16 protein-coding genes are annotated in these 18,696 nt (G+C 70.9%); 11 read left to right on the forward strand and 5 right to left on the reverse strand.

Annotated elements, in window-relative coordinates; genetic code table 11:
* Positions 1 to 220 precede the first annotated feature (220 nt).
* From ACIBQ1_RS08945 to ACIBQ1_RS08960, 4 genes are all read left to right on the forward strand, one after another.
* On the forward strand, positions 221 to 1,372 hold the full coding sequence (locus ACIBQ1_RS08945) for an ROK family protein (RefSeq protein WP_397275778.1): 1,152 nt from the start codon (positions 221 to 223) through the stop codon (positions 1,370 to 1,372).
* 237 nt (positions 1,373 to 1,609) lie between these two features.
* A complete protein-coding gene (locus tag ACIBQ1_RS08950; RefSeq protein ID WP_397275779.1) occupies positions 1,610 to 2,782 on the forward strand; it encodes an RCC1 domain-containing protein in 1,173 nt (390 codons plus the stop codon).
* 108 nt (positions 2,783 to 2,890) lie between these two features.
* The gene (locus ACIBQ1_RS08955) at positions 2,891 to 3,304 is read left to right on the forward strand and encodes a VOC family protein (protein ID WP_397275781.1); all 414 of its coding nucleotides are present in this window, start codon (positions 2,891 to 2,893) and stop codon (positions 3,302 to 3,304) included.
* A gap of 50 nt (positions 3,305 to 3,354) precedes the next feature.
* The gene (locus ACIBQ1_RS08960; RefSeq protein WP_397275783.1) at positions 3,355 to 5,199 is read left to right on the forward strand and encodes a glycoside hydrolase family 97 catalytic domain-containing protein; all 1,845 of its coding nucleotides are present in this window, start codon (positions 3,355 to 3,357) and stop codon (positions 5,197 to 5,199) included.
* Between the two features lie 46 nt (positions 5,200 to 5,245).
* Here the strand turns inward: ACIBQ1_RS08960 and ACIBQ1_RS08965 are convergent, their stop codons facing one another.
* The 3 genes from ACIBQ1_RS08965 to ACIBQ1_RS08975 are packed head-to-tail and all read right to left on the reverse strand — an operon-like array spanning position 5,246 to position 8,191.
* Positions 5,246 to 6,076 (reverse strand): carbohydrate ABC transporter permease, encoded by an 831-nt coding sequence (locus tag ACIBQ1_RS08965; RefSeq protein ID WP_397275785.1) that lies wholly within the window; start codon positions 6,074 to 6,076, stop codon positions 5,246 to 5,248.
* Positions 6,066 to 6,965 (reverse strand): carbohydrate ABC transporter permease, encoded by a 900-nt coding sequence (locus ACIBQ1_RS08970; RefSeq protein ID WP_397276737.1) that lies wholly within the window; start codon positions 6,963 to 6,965, stop codon positions 6,066 to 6,068. Before ACIBQ1_RS08970 ends, ACIBQ1_RS08965 begins: the two co-directional genes overlap by 11 nt.
* Positions 6,932 to 8,191: an ABC transporter substrate-binding protein gene (locus ACIBQ1_RS08975; RefSeq protein WP_397275787.1), complete on the reverse strand. Its 1,260-nt coding sequence runs from the start codon at positions 8,189 to 8,191 to the stop codon at positions 6,932 to 6,934. Before ACIBQ1_RS08975 ends, ACIBQ1_RS08970 begins: the two co-directional genes overlap by 34 nt.
* A 201-nt stretch (positions 8,192 to 8,392) precedes the next feature.
* On the opposite strand from ACIBQ1_RS08975, the gene ACIBQ1_RS08980 reads away from it, so the two are divergent.
* The 6 genes from ACIBQ1_RS08980 (at position 8,393) to ACIBQ1_RS09005 (ending at position 15,948) form a co-directional block, all read left to right on the forward strand.
* Positions 8,393 to 10,660 (forward strand): glycosyl hydrolase family 95 catalytic domain-containing protein, encoded by a 2,268-nt coding sequence (locus ACIBQ1_RS08980; RefSeq protein ID WP_397275789.1) that lies wholly within the window; start codon positions 8,393 to 8,395, stop codon positions 10,658 to 10,660.
* A gap of 48 nt (positions 10,661 to 10,708) precedes the next feature.
* On the forward strand, positions 10,709 to 12,406 hold the full coding sequence (locus ACIBQ1_RS08985; protein ID WP_397275791.1) for a sensor histidine kinase: 1,698 nt from the start codon (positions 10,709 to 10,711) through the stop codon (positions 12,404 to 12,406).
* A complete protein-coding gene (locus ACIBQ1_RS08990; RefSeq protein WP_397275792.1) occupies positions 12,397 to 13,044 on the forward strand; it encodes a LuxR C-terminal-related transcriptional regulator in 648 nt (215 codons plus the stop codon). The genes ACIBQ1_RS08985 and ACIBQ1_RS08990 overlap by 10 nt, the downstream gene beginning before the upstream one ends.
* A 95-nt stretch (positions 13,045 to 13,139) precedes the next feature.
* Positions 13,140 to 14,231 (forward strand): hypothetical protein, encoded by a 1,092-nt coding sequence (locus ACIBQ1_RS08995; RefSeq protein ID WP_397275793.1) that lies wholly within the window; start codon positions 13,140 to 13,142, stop codon positions 14,229 to 14,231.
* Positions 14,228 to 15,574 (forward strand): hypothetical protein, encoded by a 1,347-nt coding sequence (locus ACIBQ1_RS09000; RefSeq protein WP_397275795.1) that lies wholly within the window; start codon positions 14,228 to 14,230, stop codon positions 15,572 to 15,574. Before ACIBQ1_RS08995 ends, ACIBQ1_RS09000 begins: the two co-directional genes overlap by 4 nt.
* A complete protein-coding gene (locus ACIBQ1_RS09005) occupies positions 15,571 to 15,948 on the forward strand; it encodes a hypothetical protein (RefSeq protein WP_397275796.1) in 378 nt (125 codons plus the stop codon). The genes ACIBQ1_RS09000 and ACIBQ1_RS09005 overlap by 4 nt, the downstream gene beginning before the upstream one ends.
* A gap of 11 nt (positions 15,949 to 15,959) precedes the next feature.
* On the opposite strand, the gene ACIBQ1_RS09010 is transcribed toward ACIBQ1_RS09005, so the two are convergent.
* A complete protein-coding gene (locus tag ACIBQ1_RS09010) occupies positions 15,960 to 16,565 on the reverse strand; it encodes a hypothetical protein (protein ID WP_397275797.1) in 606 nt (201 codons plus the stop codon).
* Positions 16,566 to 16,741: 176 nt separating this feature from the next.
* Positions 16,742 to 17,698 carry a Gfo/Idh/MocA family protein gene (locus ACIBQ1_RS09015; RefSeq protein ID WP_397275799.1) on the reverse strand — a complete coding sequence of 319 codons (957 nt, stop codon included), beginning with the start codon at positions 17,696 to 17,698 and terminating at the stop codon, positions 16,742 to 16,744.
* Between the two features lie 82 nt (positions 17,699 to 17,780).
* On the opposite strand from ACIBQ1_RS09015, the gene ACIBQ1_RS09020 reads away from it, so the two are divergent.
* The gene (locus ACIBQ1_RS09020; RefSeq protein WP_397275800.1) at positions 17,781 to 18,680 is read left to right on the forward strand and encodes a LysR family transcriptional regulator; all 900 of its coding nucleotides are present in this window, start codon (positions 17,781 to 17,783) and stop codon (positions 18,678 to 18,680) included.
* Positions 18,681 to 18,696: the final 16 nt, after the last annotated feature.

Below are 18,696 nucleotides of genomic sequence, written 5' to 3' on the forward strand. Positions count from 1 at the left end.
CCTTGCTGCCGCCTGATGATTGCTGGCCGCCGTTGTCCCCGCAACCGGCGGTTAATCCCCCCGCGATGACCACCGCTACGGCGACTGCCAATGATCGCCGACCGCCATGCATCTGCCTGCCCATCGCAGCTCCACTCAATAAGCTCGGGGCCGAGTTAATAATTGTGAAACATAGGCGTCGCGCTCTGTAGTGTCAATGAGATCGAGGTGGAAATATCCGATGATTGCTCGTGGAATCACCCCTCGTGGCGATCTGACCCGCGTGGAGATCCTGGCGCTGCTCGGCACCGCGGGAGCCCTGGACCGGCGCCAGATCGCGACCCGGCTCCGGCTCGGCGACGCGACCGTGCACGAGCACACGCGACGCCTGCTGGACTGCGGCTACCTGCGCACACTCGCCCCGCAGGCGGGGGCCGTCGGCAGGCCCCGCATCCCGCTCCAGGTCGTGCCCGAGGCCGCCGCGACCCTCGGCGTGCGGGTCGCCACCGACCACCTCGTCACCGTTGTCGCGGGCCTCGACGGTCGCGTGATCACATCCGATGTATCACCCTTCGACTGCCGTTCAGACCCCATCCCTCAGCTGCTCGCGGTGATCAACCACCGGCTGGCCGACCCCGCCCTGGGGCCCAGGTTGAAGGCCGTGGGCGTGGTCACTCCGTCCTCTGTCGATTCGTCCACCGGCTACATACGGGTATGTCCCCGATTCGGGTGGAGTGAACTTCCCCTCGGCGAACGGCTGCGCGCCGAGTTGCCGATCCCGGTGCTGGTGGACAACGATCTCAGAGCGAGCACCACCGCCGAGCTCCTGTACCGGACGGGCCGCGAGTACGACGACTTCCTGGTGCTCGGCCTCGGCGACGGGGTGGGGCTCGGCGCGGTCCTGCAGCGGCGGGTGCACCGCGGCCCGAGCGGGCTCTCCGGCGAGTTCGGCCACACGCCGGTCGCCGCCACCGGACCGCGCTGCGCCTGCGGCGCCCGGGGGTGCCTGGAGACGCTCACCAGCGACCACGGCATCCTGCGCGCCGCCCGCCGCGCGGGCCTCGCCGGGGCGGCCACCACCATCGAGGAACTCCGCGCGCGATGGGTCTGCGGCGATGAGCCGGGGCTGGCGGACGTCCTGGCCGGGATCGGCGCCATACTCGGGCGGGCCGTCGTCGGGGTCGTCAACCTGCTCGGCACGCCCACCATCGCGGTCATCGGCGAGAACCACGTCCTCTGGCCGGGGCTGGAGCCGGGGTTCCTCGCCGCGATGCGGACCAGCCAGGTCACCGCCGCCCATCGCGTTCAGGTGATCGTCCGTCCTTGGAGCGACGCCCAGCACGCGCTCGGCGCCGCCGGCCTGGCCCTCGCGGCCCCGGAAACCCTCACCTGACCACATCGAGGACGGCCGATGGACCGGCATGTCCCGGAGCCGCCCCGGATGGAACGGCATGGAACTCCTTAAGTGCGAGGCACCGCCGCCCGATGGCGGTGCCCCGACCCTGGGAGACCACCTTGACCGAATCCCGCCGCCGCACTGCGCGCGGCCTCACATGGGGACCGGGCGCGATCCCGGCGCCCACGACCGCACCACCAGGCACGCCGGCCCTGGCCACTCCGGGGAGCCGCCATGTCAACTAGACGACTGCTCGCCGTCCTGGCCGCCGTCCTCGTCACGGCGGGACTGGCGGGGGTCGTCCCGGCAGCCGAGGCGGCCGCGCCCACCACGCACGCCATCGCCTGGGGGCAGGGCGGCTACGGGCAACTCGGCAACGGCGGCAACGACGACCAGAAGGTCCCCGTCAACGTAGGCCAGCAGGACGCGGGCTTCACCGAGGTCGCGGGCAGCCTCACCCACTCCCTGGCCATCGCCGCCGACGGCTCCGTCTGGGCGTGGGGCGAGAACAACAACGGCCAGCTCGGCGACGGCACTTACACCGACACGAACGTGCCGGTCAAGGTCCAGAATCTCAACGGCGTCGTGGAAGTGGCGGCGGGCCTGGGGTTCAGCCTGGCCCGCACGTCCACCGGCAACATCCTGGCCTGGGGTGACAACACGTTCGGGCAGCTCGGCCTCGGCTGGTTCGGCGGCTCGGCCCCGACTCCGCAGCCCCTCCACGGGCAGCGGGACATCACCCACATCGAGGCCGGCTGGTTCCACAGCATGGCGCTGCGCAACTTCTCCACGGTGCTGGTGTGGGGCTCCAACTCGCGCGGCCAGCTCGGCGACGGCACCGACATCTCGAAGGCCAGCCCCACCGAGCTGACCGGTCTCGGCGGGGAGAGCGGCCCGCCCTTCGACATCGCCGCGGGCTTCTACCACTCGCTCGCGGTACGCGGCGACGGGACGTTGCTCGCCTGGGGAGCGAACAACTTCGGCCAGTTGGGCAACGGCACCACCGCCGTGACGCCGTCGTTCAGCCCCGTGCCGGTCATAGGGTCGTACGGGCCGGTGAAGGCGCTGGCCGCGGGGTGCACGCAGAGCTACCTGGTGGACGGCTCAGGGCGGGTGTGGGCCTGGGGCGACAACTCGCAGGCGCAGGTCGCCTTCACCGGGTCCGTCGTCACCCAGCCGCAGATCATCCCGAACCTGTCCGGCGTCCAGGACGTGGCGGCGGGCTGCGCCTTCGGCCTGGCCCTGACGGGCGGCGGCGGGGCCTATGGCTGGGGCAAGTATGAATCCGGCCAGACCGGCACCGGCGTCCCCGTGCCGATGCCGCCGTTCCCGGTGAACTGGACGACGGGGATCACGTTCATCGCCGCGGGCGGCGATCACGGGTTGGCCATCAAGAAGGCGAGCTGACACAGGACGGCGTGGGGCGTACCGGCCGGGGCGCCCCGCGCAACTGGTCGCCGGACCGGTCAGGAATGGAGAAGCGCCGGTCACCGGGCCGCAACTAGCGTGACCGCCATGGACATCACCATTCACCAGACCTTCCTTCCCGCCGACGACCCGGAGGCCTCGCTGGCCTTCTACCGCGACATCCTGGGCTTCGAGGTCCGCAACGACGTCGGAGGCGGCGCGATGCGCTGGATCACGGTCGGCCCCGCCGGCCGGCCCGGCACGTCCGTCGTCCTGCACCCGCCGGCCGCCGACCCCGGCATCACCGACGACGAGCGCCGCACCATTCTCGAGATGATGGCCAAGGGCACCTACGCCTCCGTGATCCTGGCCACCGCCGACCTCGACGGCGCTTTCGAGCGGATGAAGGCCGGCGGCGCCGAGGTCATCCAGGAGCCGACCGAGCAGCCGTGGGGGATCCGCGACTGCGCCTTCCGCGACCCCGCGGGCAACATGGTCCGCGTCAACCAGGTTGCAATTTAATTCTTTAAGAAGTTAATTAGGGTGCATCTCAGCCTTTCGGGAGGCACCCGTTGCACTGGCTACTGACCGGCACCCTGCTGGCCGGACTGCTCACCACCCCCACCGCCCCCATCACCCCCACCGGAACCTGGATCGTCGGCGCGCCCGCGGGCGGGCCCGTCGCCACCGTGCGCCTGGACGAGCAGGGCCGCCCGTCCGTGGCCGTGTCGCGGGGCGGAGCGGTCGTGCTCGACCCCAGCCCGCTCGGCGTCACCACGGAGCAGGCCGACCTCACCACCGGCCTGCGCCTGAGCGGTCGCTCCAGCCGCGCGGTCGTCGAGAAGTACACGACCACGGCGGGCAAGCGCCTCCAGCGCCTGTCCGTGATGAACGAGACCCGCTTCCGCTTCGCCCGTGGTGACGCCGAACTCGACCTGGTCGTCAGGGCGGCCCGCGACGGCGTCGCCTACCGCTACGAGCTGCCGGGCGCGGGCGCCGTCCTCGGTGAAGCCTCGGCGTTCGACGTCCCGGCCGGGTCCACGGCCTGGCTCGCCGCGCACCGCCGCGACTACGAGAACCCGTTCATCCAGTACGCCGACGTCCCCGCGGCCGAATACCAGATGCCCGCCCTGTTCGGGGTCGGCCGGAACTACCTCCTGCTGGCTGAGTCGGCGTTGGACGGCTCCTACACCGGCCCGCGCCTGGTACGCGACCAGGACGCGTACCGGATCGCCCTCTGGGACGCGCGGGTCCCCTACACCGGCGGCCTCACCACGCCCTGGCGGGTCATGGTCACGGGCGACCTCGCGACCGTCACCGAGTCCACCCTCGTCGACGACCTCGCGCCCGGCTCCCGGCTCGCCGACACCTCGTGGGTCAAGCCGGGCAAGGTGCTGTGGAGCTGGCTGGCCGGCGGCCGGAGCGTGCAGCAGAGCCTGGAGCGGCAGAAGGAGTTCGTGGACTACGCCGCGCAGCACCGCTGGCCGTACGTGCTGGTCGACGCCGGCTGGTACGACGATCCGGTCACCGGCGAACGGGCCTGGACGGATCGGACAGCCGAGTTCACCTGGATGCCGCAGCTCGTCGAGTACGGACGGTCCCGCGGGGTCGGCATCATGGCGTGGCTGCGCTTCTCCGACTTCGACACCCGCGACAAGCGCGTCGAGCGCTTCGGGCTGCTGCACCAGTGGGGCGTCAAGGGCGTCAAGCTCGACTTCATCGACTCCGAGGCCCAGGAGCGGCTGCGGTGGTACGACGAGACGCTGCGGGACCTGGCCGACAACCAGCTCATGGTCAACTTCCACGGCTCGACGGTGCCCAAGGGGATCAACCGGACCTGGCCCCATGTGATGACCATGGAAGGGGTGCACGGCGCCGAGAAGTCCTCGAACCTGACCACCAGCCACCTGGCGGCCCTGCCGTACACCAGGAATGAGATCGGCTCGATGGACTACACGCCGATGGCCTTCCAGCGGGCCGGCCGGCCCACGTCCGACGCGCACGAGCTGGCGCTGTCGGTGGTGTTCGAGTCGGGGCTGGAGAACCTGGCCGGGTCGCTGGACGCCTACCGGGCACGGCCCGAGGCCGAGCGCTTCCTCGACCAGGTGCCCACGGTGTGGGACGACACGCGGTTGCTGTCCGGGAGGCCCGCCGACCACACGGTGCTGGCCAGGCGCAGCGGCGATCGCTGGTTCATCGGCGCCGGCGTCTCGGGGGCGGCCCGCACTCTCCAGGTGCCGCTGCGCTTCCTGCCGGGGCGGTGGCTGGTCGAGGTGACGCGGGACGGCGCCGACGGCCTCGTTCGCGAGGCGCACGTGGTGCGGGGCGGCACGCTGGCGGTGGAGGTACCGGCCGAGGGCGGTTTCGCCGCCATCGCCTGCCGCCGGCGGCCCGGCCTGACGACCTGCGCCCGCTGAGGGCGGCTCCGGTGCCGGCGGGCGCCCGCCGGCACCGGAGCCCCGGTCAGCCCTTGAGGCCGGTGGTCGAGATGCCCTCGGTGATGCGGCGCTGGAAGATCAGGAAGAAGCCCAGGATGGGGATCAGCGACAGCACCCCCATCGCGAGCATCGGCCCCCAGGTGGAGCCGCCGCTGGAGTCGAGGAACGCCCGGAGCGCGAGAGGCACCGTGTACGTGGACACGTCGCTCAGATAGACGAGCTGGCTGAAGAAGTCGTCCCACGTCCAGATGAAGGTGAAGATGGCGGTCGTGATCAGCGCGGGCCGCGACAGCGGCAGGATGATCCGCCAGTACACCAGGACCGGCCCGCACCCGTCGATGCGGGCCGCGTCGTCCAGCTCGCGCGGCAGCGACCGGATGAACTGCACCATCAGGAAGATGAAGAACCCGTCCACGGCCAGGAACTTCGGCACGACGAGCGGCAGGAACGTGTCCACCCAGCCCAGATACTTGAACAGCGTGTACTGCGGCACGATCAGCACGTGGATCGGCAGCATGATCGACACCAGCATGATCGCGAACCAGAGCTTCCTGAACCGGAAGCTCAGCCGGGCGAAGGCGTAGGCCGCCATCGAGCACGAGATCACGTTCCCGGCCACGGCCGCCGTGGCGATGATGAACGAGTTCGCGAAGAACCCGCTGAACGGCACCCCCAGCGCGGTCCACCCGGTGGCGTAGTTGTCCGCGACCACGGTCTGGGGCACCAGCCCGGGATCGGTGAAGATCTCGTCGTTGGGCTTGAACGAGGCGCTGATCAGCCAGAACAGCGGATAGAGCATGACGAGCGCGCCCACCACGACCAGCAGGTGGAGGGCCCAGCGGCGGCTAGTCGGCATAGTGCACCCAGTACTTCGAGGAGCGGAAGGCCAGCGCGGTGAAGGCCCCGGTCACCAGGAGCAGCACCCAGGCCAGCGCGGAGGCATAGCCCATCCGGAAATTTCCGAACCCCTCCTGGTAGATGAAGAGCGTGTAGAAGAGCGTGGAGTCGGCCGGTCCGCCGGTGCCGCCGCTGATGATGAAGGCGGGGGTGAAGGCCTTGAAGGCGTTCACGGTCTGCAGGACGAGGTTGAAGAAGATGATCGGGCTGAGCATGGGCAGCGTGATGCGGAAGAACGCGCGTACCCGCCCGGCGCCGTCCACCGCGGCGGCGTCGTAGAGCTCGGCGGGGATCTGCTTCAAGCCGGCCAGGAAGATCAGCATGGGGGAGCCGAACTGCCAGATGTGCAGCACGACCAGCGTGTAGATCGCGTACTCGGGCGTGGAGATCCAGCTCGGCCCCACGATCCCGAAATATCGCAGGGCGTCGTTGATCAGGCCGTCCGCCCCGAAGATCTGCCGCCAGAGGATCGCCACCGCGACGCTGCCGCCGAGCAGCGACGGCAGGTAGTACGCGGCGCGGTACACGCCGACGCCGCGCATGGGCCTGTTGAGCAGCACGGCGACGAGGAGCGCGAACGCGCCGGACAACGGCACGGAGAACACGACGTAGATCAGCGTGACCCGCACGGCGTTGACGAAGTGCGGGTCGTCGGTGAGCATCCGGGCGTAGTTGTCCAGCCCCACGAAGGACGGGGCGGTGAGCAGGTCGAAGTCGGTGAACGAGAGGGCCAGCGAGGCCAGGATCGGCCCGCCGGTCAGCAGGAGCAGCCCGGCGAACCACGGCAGCAGGAACAGATAGGCCGCGCGTCCCTCTACTTGAGCACTCGTCGAGCTTCTTCGAAGAATCGGGACACCCCCTGGTCGATCGTGAGCTTGCCGAAGCCGATCTGCTGGTTGACGTTGGTGAGCACCTTGTTGTGCAGCTCCCCGGCGCCGAGCGGCTGCGGCGGCGGGAGCGGGCCGACCTTGTCCTTGATCGAGTCGATGTAGTCGTAGACCTGCTGCTCCGAGGGGGACGCCTTGGGTCGCAGCGCGGTGCGGATCGGGCCCGCGGGCGGGATGCCGCGCTCCGATCCGAGCTGGCCGGCCACCTCAGGGTCCGTGACGAGCGCGTTGACCAGGGCCACCGAGTCGTCCTTGGCCTTGCTCCCGGCGCTGACGGTCAGCAGCATGGACGGCTTGTAGTACTGGCCGGGCTTGTCGCCGGTCGGGAAGGCGTGGATGCCGATCTCGTCCTTGGTGAGCGACGTGTAGGCGGTGAGCTGGTTGGACCAGGCGAAGTCCAGGACCGCCTTGCGGGTGGCGACCAGGCTGTTCTGCACGTCGCCCAGCGCGGTGGCCTGGACGTCCGGCGGGGTGGCCGCGCCCGCCTTGCGCAGGCCGTCCCAGAAGGTGAACCACTCCTTGAGGTCGTCCTCGTCGTAGGCCAGCTTGCCGTCGGCGGTGAAGAACATCTTGCCCCGCTCCAGCAGCCAGTTCTCCAGCGCGCCGCCGTCCTGGGCGCCGTCCTCGGTGCCGAAGACGCCCTTGCCCGCCAGCTTCTTGACCAGCTCGCCGTACTCGGGCCAGGTGAAGGTCTCGGGGATCTCCACCCCGCGCTCGGCGGCCAGGGTCTTGTTGACGATGAGGGCCATGGAGTTGATGCCGAAGTTCACGGCGTACTGCTTGCCGTCGATCTTGCCGGCGGCCACCACGTCGGGGTCGAATCCGGACAGGTCCAGGCCCTTGCCGACGTACGGGCCCAGGTCCAGCAGGCTGCCGCGCCTGGCGTACTCGCCGAGGTAGGAGTAGTCCATCTGGATCACGTCGGGGGCGTTGCCGCCCGCGGTCTGGGTGGCCAGCTTCTCCCAGTAACCTTCCCAGCCGGAGAACTGGGTCTTGATCTGGACGCCGGGCTTCTTCTTCTTGAACGCGTCGATGGCCTTCTGCGTCGCGGTGTGCCGAGTCGTGCTGCCCCACCAGGCGAACTGGAGGCCGGCGCCCGAGCTTCCGCCTCCGGCGCAACCGGCCAGGGCCAGGGTGGCCGCGGCCGCTCCGACCTGGAGGAATCCTCGTCTGCTGAGATCTCTCATTGCGGGTCTCCGTCCATAGAACCCGGAGCCAAATATTTAACTCGGGACGTTAATTGGCCCGTAACAAGACGTCAACGCCATGCGGCAAACGGTTGCGGCTTCGAGACGATCCGATCTCTGGGGGGTCTTGACCGTGATCAAGGCCGGAAATACCGTCATTGGTGCCTGACACATCCGATCTCTTCACCCGCGGAGGGCACCATGAGCGAGCCGTCCAGGCGCGAACTCCTCGGCGCCGCGCTGGTCGCCCCCGCACTCGGGGGCGGCGGCGGTGGCGGCCCGCTGCTCCACGACGAGATCGACTGGGAACGGTTCCTGGCCGACGCCGACCTGGTGTGGAAGCGGATGCCGCAGACCTGGTACGAGGGGCCGTTCCTGGGCAACGGCTTCCTCGGCTCCGGCGTCTACGCGCGGCAGGGCGCCAACGCCGTGCGCTTCAACGTGCAGCACAGCGCGGTCCAGGACCACCGTCCCGAGTACGGCGCGCTGTTCGGCCTCGCCCGGCTCCCCATCGGCCACCTCGCGCTGGAGCCCGTCGGCGCGATCACCGGCGTCGACTGGCGGCTCGACCTGTGGAACGCCGAGCTGACCGGCACCATCACCACCTCCTTTGGCAGCCTGCGGATCAGGGCGCTGATCCACAACGACCGCTCCGTGCTGGCCGTCGAGGTCGTCCCCAGCGACGGCGAGCGCGACTTCCGCTGGACCTTCCACCCCGCGGAGGCCGTCAGCCCCCGAGCCGACCCGATCTTCAACCGGCCGCCTCCGCCCGGCTACACCGCCAACCCCGCCCCGTCCGTGACCCGTCACGGCGACCTGGAGCTGATCACCCAGCCGCTGGTGGCCGGCGGCGGGCACGCGACGGCCTGGCAGGAGGTACGACGCGGCGCGCGGCGTACGCTCTACGCCGCGGTCGCCTGGTCGTTCCCGCAGGACACGGCGGGCGACGAGGCGGTCGGATCGGTACGCGCGGCGGCCCGGCTGCCCATCGACGCGCTGGCCGCCGGCCACCGGCGCTGGTGGCACGGCTACTACCGCAAGAGCTTCCTGTCGCTGCCCGACCAGCGGACGCAGAGCTTCTACTGGATCCAGCTCTACAAGGTCGCCGCCGCCGCGCGCGCGGACGCGCCGCCGATGGCGACCACCGGCCCGTGGCTGGAGCCGACGCCGTGGCCGGCGACCTGGTGGAACCTCAACGTGCAGCTCGAATACTGGCTGATCCACGGGTCGAACCACCTGGAGCTGGACGCCGTCACCAGGAGCCTGTCGCAGTACCGGCAGAACCTCATCGACCAGGTGAAGTTCCCCGAGGACTCCGCGGGCATCCCGCGTACCACGGACATGACGCTCGACAACGGGTCCGGCATCGGCAACAGCGGCTACCCGGTGGGCGTCCCCGGCCAGGCCACCCCCGTGCCCGAGGTCGGCAACCTGACGTGGGCGCTGCACAACGTCTGGCTGTCCTACCGGCACACGATGGACACCCGGATCGTGCGCGACGTGCTGTTCCCGCTGCTGCGCCGGGCGATCAACTACTACCTGCACTTCCTGGAGCCGGGCGCCGACGGGAAGCTGCACCTGCCCGCCACGTTCTCCCCCGAGTACGGGGTCAGCGCCCCGGACACGAACTACGACCTCGCGCTGCTCCGCTGGGGCTGCCGGACGCTGGTCGAGTCGGCGCGCCTGCTGCGCGTGCGCGATCCGCTGCTGCCGAAGTGGCAGGAGGTCCTGGCGACGCTGGCCCCGTACCCGGTCGACGAGAACGGCTTCATGATCGGCGCGGGCGCGCCCTTCGCCAAGTCGCACCGGCACTACTCCCACCTGCTGATGGTGTACCCGCTCTACCAGGTCACGTGGGAGCAGGAGGACCAGCGCGCGCTCATCGAGAGGTCGCTCAAGCACTGGATCAGCTTCGAGGGGGCCCTGCAGGGCTACAGCTTCACCGGCGCGGCCTCGATCTCCGCGCAGATGCTGCGCGGCGACGACGCCCGCTTCTACCTCGACGAGCTGCTGCGCCGCTTCGTCCGGCCGAACACGATGTACCAGGAGAGCGGGCCCGTCATCGAGACGCCGCTGTCCGCCGCCCAGTCCCTGCACGACATGGTCTGCCAGAGCTGGGACGGCGTCATCAGGGTCCTGCCCGCCATGCCGGCCGCCTGGCCCGACGTGACCGTGCACGACTTCCTGACGCAGGGGGCGTTCCTGCTGTCGGCCGCCCGCCGCGGCGGCCGCACCGACTTCGTCCGGCTCGCCTCGCTGGCCGGGGCGCCGTGCCGCGTCCGCACCGGCATCGACGGCCCCTTCACCGTACGGAGCAACGGCCGCAAGGTGTCGTGGCGCACGCTGCCCGGCGGGGACATCGAGCTCGACCTGCGCCGCGGCGAGGAGGTGCTGATCCAGGCCCGGGGCGACGCGGTCATCCGCCCGGTGCCCCCGACCGGCCAGGCTCGCTGGGGCCTGCCGGCATAGGGGCCATTCCGGGAGGTTCGCCCGTACAATCCCCATCGGGGGTAGGCGATGGCGACACGTTCCAGGGGCACCACCGCGTTACTCGCCGTCGCGGCGGGCGGGGCCTGGCTGCTGGTCGTCAACGCCCTGGGGGTCGGCCCGGGCGCCATCTGGCGGCACGGCCCGATGTTCGTGCTCGGCGCGCTGGTCGGCGTCTCCTTTCTCACGGCCGGGATCGTGGCCTGGCGGGAGCATCCGCGTAACCAGGTCGGCCCGCTCATGGCCGTGCTCGGGGTCGCCTGGATTCCCCAGCAGGTGCTGTTCTTCCCCGGGCGGGAGCTGTGGGCGCTGGCGCTGTGCGGCATGTGGGCGGGGACGGCCTGCCACCTGTTCCTCGCCTTCCCCACCGGCAGGCTGACCCTGGTGTCGTACAGGGTCGTGGTCGGCCTGGCGTACTGCGCGGCCTTCGTGCTGCCCACGGCCAAGGCCCTCCGGCATTTTCCGCTGCCCCTGCCGCTCCGCCACCTCGCCGACGCGCTCGACGCCTCGTCCTGGCAGGTGACCGTCCTGCTCGCCGGCGTGGTGCTCGCTTTCACGGTCAAGCGCTGGCGTCAGGCCAGCGTGGCGCAGCGCCGGGCGGTGGCGCCGGTCACCGGCGCCTCGATGGTCGCCACGGTCGGGTTCGTCGCGGACCGCATGGCCAACCTCTTCGGTCCGAACCCGTTGCGGCTGCCCCTCGGGTTCGTCATGCTGACGGCTTTCATGGCGATTCCGCTGGCGTACCTGGTCGGCCTCATGCGAAGCCGGATGGACCACGGCCGCGTGGCCGACCTCGTCGTACGCCTGAGCAGGCGCGAACGCCCGGACACGCTGCGCGACGAGCTGGCCGCCACCCTGCGGGACCCGGGGCTGACCGTGGGCTACTGGACGGCCGAGCAGGACAGGTACGTGGACGCCGACGGCCGGCCGGTCGACCTGGACCCGGGGCCGAGCAGGGTCGTCACCCGCGTCGACCAGGGCGAGGCGCCGCTCGCCGTACTCGTGCACGACGCCGCCCTCCTGGAGCAGCCCCTGCTCGTCGAGGCCGCGTGCGCCGCGGCGGCGCTCGCCCTGGAGAACGCGCGGCTCACCGCGGACCTGCGGGCCCGGCTGCGGCAGCTCGCGGCCTCGCGGCGGCGGATGTTGCAGTGGGGCGAGGCCGAGCGCCGCAGGATCGAACGCGACCTGCACGACGGCGTGCAACAGCGGCTGCTGTCGGTGGCGATGACGCTCGGGCTGGCCGAGGCCGGCACCGATCCCGGGCGGGTCGCACCGCTGATCGGCGAGGCCAAGACGGCGGTGCTGGCCGCGCTGGACGACCTGCGCGCGGTCAGCCACGGCATCCACCCGCCGGTGCTGACCGAGCGCGGCCTGTCGGGCGCGGTCAAGGAGCTGGCCGCGGTCGCACCCATGGCCGTCACCTGCGACCTGGCGCTGGACGCGCCGCTGCCGCAGGCCGTGGAGAGCGCGGCCTACTACATCGTCAACGAGGCCCTGGCCAACGTGACCAAGCACGCCGCCGCGTCGAAGGCGTGGGTACGGCTCGCCCACAACGGCCGCCACCTGCTGGTCGAGGTGGGCGACGACGGCTCGGGCGGGGCCGACCCCGCGCTCGGCTCCGGGCTCGCCGGGCTCGCCGACCGCGCCGAGGCCAACGGCGGCAAACTCACGATCGACAGTCCACCGGGGAAGGGAACCGTGCTGAAGGTGATCCTGCCGTGCGCGTAGCGATCTGCGAGGACTCCACGCTGTTCCGCGAGGGCCTGGCCCGGCTGCTGACCGAGTCCGGGTTCACGGTGGCGGCGTGCGTCGAGCACGCCGACGAGCTGCTCGCTCACGTGGGCGAGGACCCGCCCGACGTGGCCGTGCTCGACATCCGGCTGCCGCCCACGCACACCGACGAGGGGCTGCGCGCCGCGGTCACGCTGCGGGAGCGGCATCCGCGGGTGGGGGTGCTGGTGCTGTCGCAGTACGTACGGGTCAGCTACGCGGTCGAGCTGCTCGGCGGCCGTACGGAGGGCGTGGGCTACCTGCTGAAGGACCGGGTGTCGGACCTGGCCGAGTTCGCCGCGGCCATCCGCCGGGTGGGGTCGGGCGGATCCGCCCTGGACCCGGTCGTGGTCGAGCAGCTCGTCGGCCGCCACCGGCAGCCGGACGACCCGCTGGTCCGGCTCACCGAGCGCGAGCGCGCCGTGCTGCGGCTGATGGCCGAGGGGCGTACGAACATGGCGATCGCCGAGCGGCTGGTCATCGCCGAGCGCACCGTGGAGAAGCACTGTACGAGCATCTTCGCCAAGCTCGGCCTGGAGGCGAGCGCGCACGACCACCGCCGGGTCCTCGCGGTGCTGCGCTACCTCAACGCCTGAGGGGTGCGGCTAGCCGTACCTCTGGTTGAGTGCCAGCCGGGTTCCCTTTCCGGTGGCCATCGCGAAGGATCGGATCGACTGGAAGGAGCGTGCTGATGGCGACGGTGGATGCTGGAGTACGGCGACTGATCGCGGACTCGGGGGAGGCGCGCACATGGGTGAGCCCGAAGGCTGACCTGGTCATGGCGTTGCTCGGCGTCTGGTTCGGCGTCGGTCTGATGATCGACGCCTGGGCGCACAGCAACCTGGCAGAGCTGGAGACGTTCTTCACGCCGTGGCACGCGGCGTTCTACTCGGGGTTCGCGGCGGTGTCGGCGTGGATCATCTGGCAGGTCTACCGCAACGTACGCGTCGGCCGGAGCGGGCTGGCCGCGGTGCCGAACGGGTACCTCGCGGGCCTGCTGGCCATCCCGGCCTTCGCCGCGTTCGGGTTCGCCGACATGATGTGGCACACCCTGCTGGGCATCGAGCAGAACATCGACATCCTGTTCAGCCCGTCCCACCTGGGGCTGATCGTGACGATGATGCTCATCATCACCACCCCGCTCCGCTCGGCCTGGAACGCCGCGGACATGGGGGAGCGGCCCCGGCTGTCGCGGCTGCTGCCCGCGCTGATCGGGCTCGGCTTCGGCGTCACGCTGGTGTCGCTGTTCGTGTCGTACGGCAACGCCATGCAGTGGAGCGCGAACGGCATCATCCGGGCCTTCTCCACCGTGGGCGACGACGGCGGCCCCGGCCATCTGGCCGCATCGATGATCATCACGAACGTGGTCCTGCTCGCCCCCGTGCTGTTCCTCCTGCGGCGCTGGCGCCTGCCGTTCGGGAGCGTGACCGTGCTGTCCCTGGTGGGCATCCTGATGCCGGGCGCGCAGACGGCCTTCCGCAACCTGCCGATCCTGCTGACGTTCGTCGTGGCGGGGCTGGTGAGCGACCTGCTGATCCAGTGGTTGCGTCCCTCGCGGGAGCGCCGGGCCGCTTACTGGGCCTTCGCCGGGCTGTCGGCGTTCGCCACCTGGGCCCTCTACATCGCGGTCGCCTCCCTGATGGCCGGGCAGCTGCCCGCCGTGCCCGAACTCTGGACCGGCGCCCCGGTCGTGGCCGGTCTCGTGGGATTCGCCCTCGGCGCCCTGTTCCTCCCGAACGCGGCGCCCGCGGAAGCAGCCGAGTCCGGCGCCCGGCAGGCATGATCCGGCTTGTCTGCCTGGTCTGCCTGCTGGTGCTGACGCTGGCGTCGCCCGCGGCGGCGCACGACGTCAAGGCGGGGGCGGACCTGCGGATCGCTCAGACGATCGCGGGCGCGGAGCTGACCCTTGTGGTCAAGGCCACGACCCGGGTGCCGGGGCCGCTGCGCGTCGAGGTGATCGGGTTCCCGTCCGCCCCGGCGCTGGACCTGCGGCTCCGGTCGGTGTCCGACGGGCGGGTCGTGAACGGCACGGTGGCGCAGGGCCGCCCCGCCCAGCTGCGGGTCGAGGAGACCGGTCCGCACGAGCTGACCGTCAGCGCCGGGGGCGAGAGCGCGGTGATCCCGTTCCGGGTCCTGGTGGACCGCGGCTCCGGGTGGGAGTTCCTGATCTACGGCGGCCTGTTCGTGGCCGGCCTGCTCCTGGTGGGCGGCCTGCTCACCGGCGCGTTCAACCGGCGCGGCCGGTCGGCGTTCGTGGTGACCGCGGTCGCCGCCGCGGGGGTCGCGGTGGCCGCGCTGATCGTGATCCTCGATCCCTGGCTGCCCGCCGGGTCGCCGGACGGCGCCGAGCCGCGTCCCACGGGCTCGGCACTCGGCCGGCCGTACGTGCAGCGCGTGGTCACCACCGTCCCCGCCGGTCCGCTCGCGGGCGAGGAGTTCGTGGCGCGGGTGGACCTGTTCGACGGGTCCACCGGGCGCCCCGTCGACGACCTCACCATCCACCACGAGGCCATGGCCCACCTGGTGGTCACCAGCGAGGACGGCCGCTACTTCCGCCACGTCCACCCGCTGCGCACCGCGCCCGGCCGCCTGGAGGTGCGGCTGCGCGCCGACCGGCCGGGTCGCTATCTCACCTACGTCGAGCTCGAACGCACCGACTCCGGCGGTCAGCTCCTCACCGGCGCGTTCACGGTCACCGGTTCGGCGTCGGCGGATCCGGCGCAATCCACGACTTCGGCGAAGTCCGTGGCCCCGGCGGATCCGGCCAAGTCCGTGGCCCCGGCCGACCCGGCTGAGTCCACGGCCCCGGCCGACCCGGCGGTCCCGGACGGCGCCGCCGGGGCGGTCACGGTGACGCCCGCCGTACCGCAGGCGGGGCGGGCGGCCACCGTCGAGGTGGCCACGAGCGGCGGCACCCCGCGGCCCTGGCTCGGGATGGCGGGCCACCTCATCGTGCGCGGCGCGGACGGCCAGTTCCTCGGCCACGTCCACGAGATGGGGACGCCCGGCAACCGGTTGCGCTTCACGTTCAGTTTCCCCGCGCCGGGCCGCTACTTCGCGTGGGCGCAGTACGCCACGGACCGCGGCATCACCACCGTGCCCTTCACCGTGGAGGTCCCCCGATGAAGCAGATCAAGGGACGGCTGCTGGCGCTCGCCGGGCTCGTGGTGGTCGTGGTGGCCGCGTTCGTCGTCGCCCGCACCTCGGGCGTGGACCCGGTGAGCGTGTCAGGAACCCGCTACGCCGTCACCGTCACAGCCGACCGGAAGGCGGTCGACGTACAGGTGGACAGGGGCGAGGCCGACACGGTCACCGTCGCCGCCGTGATGACCACCATGGGACACGCGATGCCCGAGGTCACCGCCAGGAAGGCCGGCCCCGGCCACTTCGTCGCCGAGGGCGACCTGTTCACCATGACCGGCGCGTGGGAACTGTCCGTCCGCCTCGCCGGCCGCTCCGGCGAGGAGACCCTCACCCTCAACACGCTCATCACCGACTAGGGGGCATTCATTCACCCGCAGACGCCGGGCAGCTTGCACACCTTGACGGCCATCTTCCTGGCGGCCTTGGTCAGCCCGCCGGGCTGGTAAGCACCCTCGGTGGTCGTGTAGATCAGCAGTGCGCTGCCTCGCCGTGCGACGACACCGGTGGCCGTGTCGTTCACGTAGCCGTCCTGCCAGGTCTGGTAACCCATGCCCGCGGCCTCGTCGCCCACCTTGACCTTGCTCGTCCGCCACCGGAACTTGACCTCGGGCGACGACGGGTTGCCCTTGCCCGCGCACTGCCTCACCTCGGCGCGCAGGCGGGTGAGCGCGGCATGGGCGGCACGGGGGCTCTTGTAGATGACGAGCTGCTCGGAGGAACTGCTGGGCGCGCTGGTCGAGAGCACGATCGTGCGGGCCGCCACCCGGTCGCGGTCGACGGCGCGCCGGTGCGCACACGGGTTCAGCTCCAGGGGCGCGTCGAGCTCGTCGCTGATCTTGTAGCTCTGCTCCTCGGCGATATTGGGGGCCAGGGGCTTGCGTGCTTCGGGCTCGGTGAGCAGGAAGTTCTTCGGGATCTCGGCCAGGGTCACCGGGGAGAAGGCCAGCAGCACGGAGAGGGTCATACTGATCATGTAGCGTTGGATGCCGATGGGATCGGCTTTGTTCGCGCATTCGCCTGGGTGGGTGTCACCAGGGATCGACGTCGACACCGGTGGTGACGATCAGCAGGGTCGTGTAGGCGACCCACGGGCGGTCGTGTGAGCTGATGCCGCCGTAGGACGGCATCCGCAGCTCGGGGCCAGGGCCCTCATCCGAGCTCGCGGTGGAAGTGCTCGACGAGCTCTTGGACGCGGAGCCCGGCGGCGAAGTCGGCCAATGTGGTGTCTTCACCCCGTACGGCGCGGGCGAACTCGCTGAGCCGCGTGTGCTCGCTGCCGCGTGGCTCGTCCACGTCGACCGGGGTCCACCCCTGGTCGTCGCCGACCCACAGACGTGCCCAATCGGTGATCCGGTACGAGCGTTCGGTCCCGAGCAGGGTCCACTCATACGTCTCCGGACCCGCGGCGACCTGGCCGGAGAGGGTGACGGGCACGTCGCCCGCCAGGAACAGGCCGTACGCGGCATCCTCCGCCGTCGCGCCGTACGTGACGTGGGTGCGCGACGGCTGGAGCGGCCCCAGCAACCGGTCGGTCAGGAACAGATAGTGCGAGGCGACTTCGCGCAGGAACCCGCCCTGCGCCCGCCCGGCCACCCACCGGGCGCTCTCCTGGAAGGCCCTCGGCCACTGCGGAAAGGTGAACCGCATCTCGATCCCGCGTATCGTGCCGACCTCGCCCGTCCGGATCGCGTTGCCCACGGCCAGCGCGGCGCCGCGGTCGGACATGACGAAGTTCAGGGCGTTCGCCGTTCCCGTCGCGGCGGCGACTCGTACCATCTCCCGGCCCTCGGCCAGGTCCACGGAGAGCGGCTTTTCCGCGAAGACCGCCAGCCCTGCTTCCATGGCGCGTATCGCGTGGTGCGCGTGGGTGGCCGGTGGTGAGGCTATGTAGACGGCATCGAGCGCATGGTGGCCGAGCAGCTCGTCCGCGTCGTCGACGTAGGACGGCCCCGGGTGGACGGCCCGAGCCGACGCGACCGCCCGCGGGCTGGGGTCCGCGGCCGCCACCACCTCGAACCGCGGGTGCCGCTGAGCGACGTCGAGCATTTCGGCACCCATCACGCCCAGGCCGATGATGCCGAGGCGGATCCTGCTTGCGTCTTCCATGCACAGATCTTCGAGTACCCCCATATTTCAGCACAAGCGATGTTTTCTTAATGACCATGAAGTGGGACTGTATGATCTGCGGATGCTCGACGTTCACCGCCTGGCCGTGCTGCGCGCCGTCGTGGAGACCGGCTCGATCCAAGCCGCCGCCACCAACCTCGGCTACACCCCGTCCGCGATCAGCCAGCACATCGCCGCGCTGCAGCGGGAAACGGGCACGCTGCTCATGCAGCGACACGGCCGCGGCATCCGCCCCACCGAGGCCGGACGGCTCCTGGCCAACCACGCCGGGCAGATCCAGACCCAGATCGCCCGCGCGGAGACCGCCCTCGCCGATCTGCACGCAGGCAAGACCCGCCGACTGACCGTCCGCTACTTCGCCACCGCCGGAGCAGTTCTCATTCCGCCCGTCATCGCGACGTTCAGTCGCCTTTTCCCGGAGATCAGGCTGGAGCTACGGCTGGGCAAAGGGCTGACCGGCGAAGCCGCCGACGCCGAGATCATGGTCCTGAACGACACCGTTCACATCCCGGCCGGGCTGCAATCCATCCACCTGCTCGATGACCCCTTCCTGGCGATCCTGCCGCCAGGGCACCCCCTCGCCGGGCAGGAGGAGATCGAGCTGGGCAGGCTGCGCGGCGAACCATGGATCGACAACGAGTGGCCGAACAGCCTCTGCCGGCAGACCATGCTCGACGCCTGCGGGGCGGCCGGCTTCAACCCCAACTTCGTGGTGGAAGCCCACGACTACGCCACCGCGGTCGCTTTCGTCTCCGCCGGACTGGGCGTGACGATGGTGCCCCGGCTCGCCCTCAGCACCCTGCCCGCCACGTCGTTCGCCTGCCTGCCGGTCACCCGGCCCGCTCCCGCCCGCTCCATCTTCGTCGTCGTCAAGGAGACACCCGAAGATCATCCAGCCCTTTCGGCGTTCCTCGACCTGCTCCGCGAAACCGCCGCCGCACACGCCGGCGAGGCCGACTGACCGGCCCGTTCCGTCC

Origin of the sequence: Nonomuraea sp. NPDC050153 (genome assembly GCF_044460125.1) — a bacterium.
Taxonomy (GTDB): Bacteria; Actinomycetota; Actinomycetes; order Streptosporangiales; family Streptosporangiaceae; genus Nonomuraea.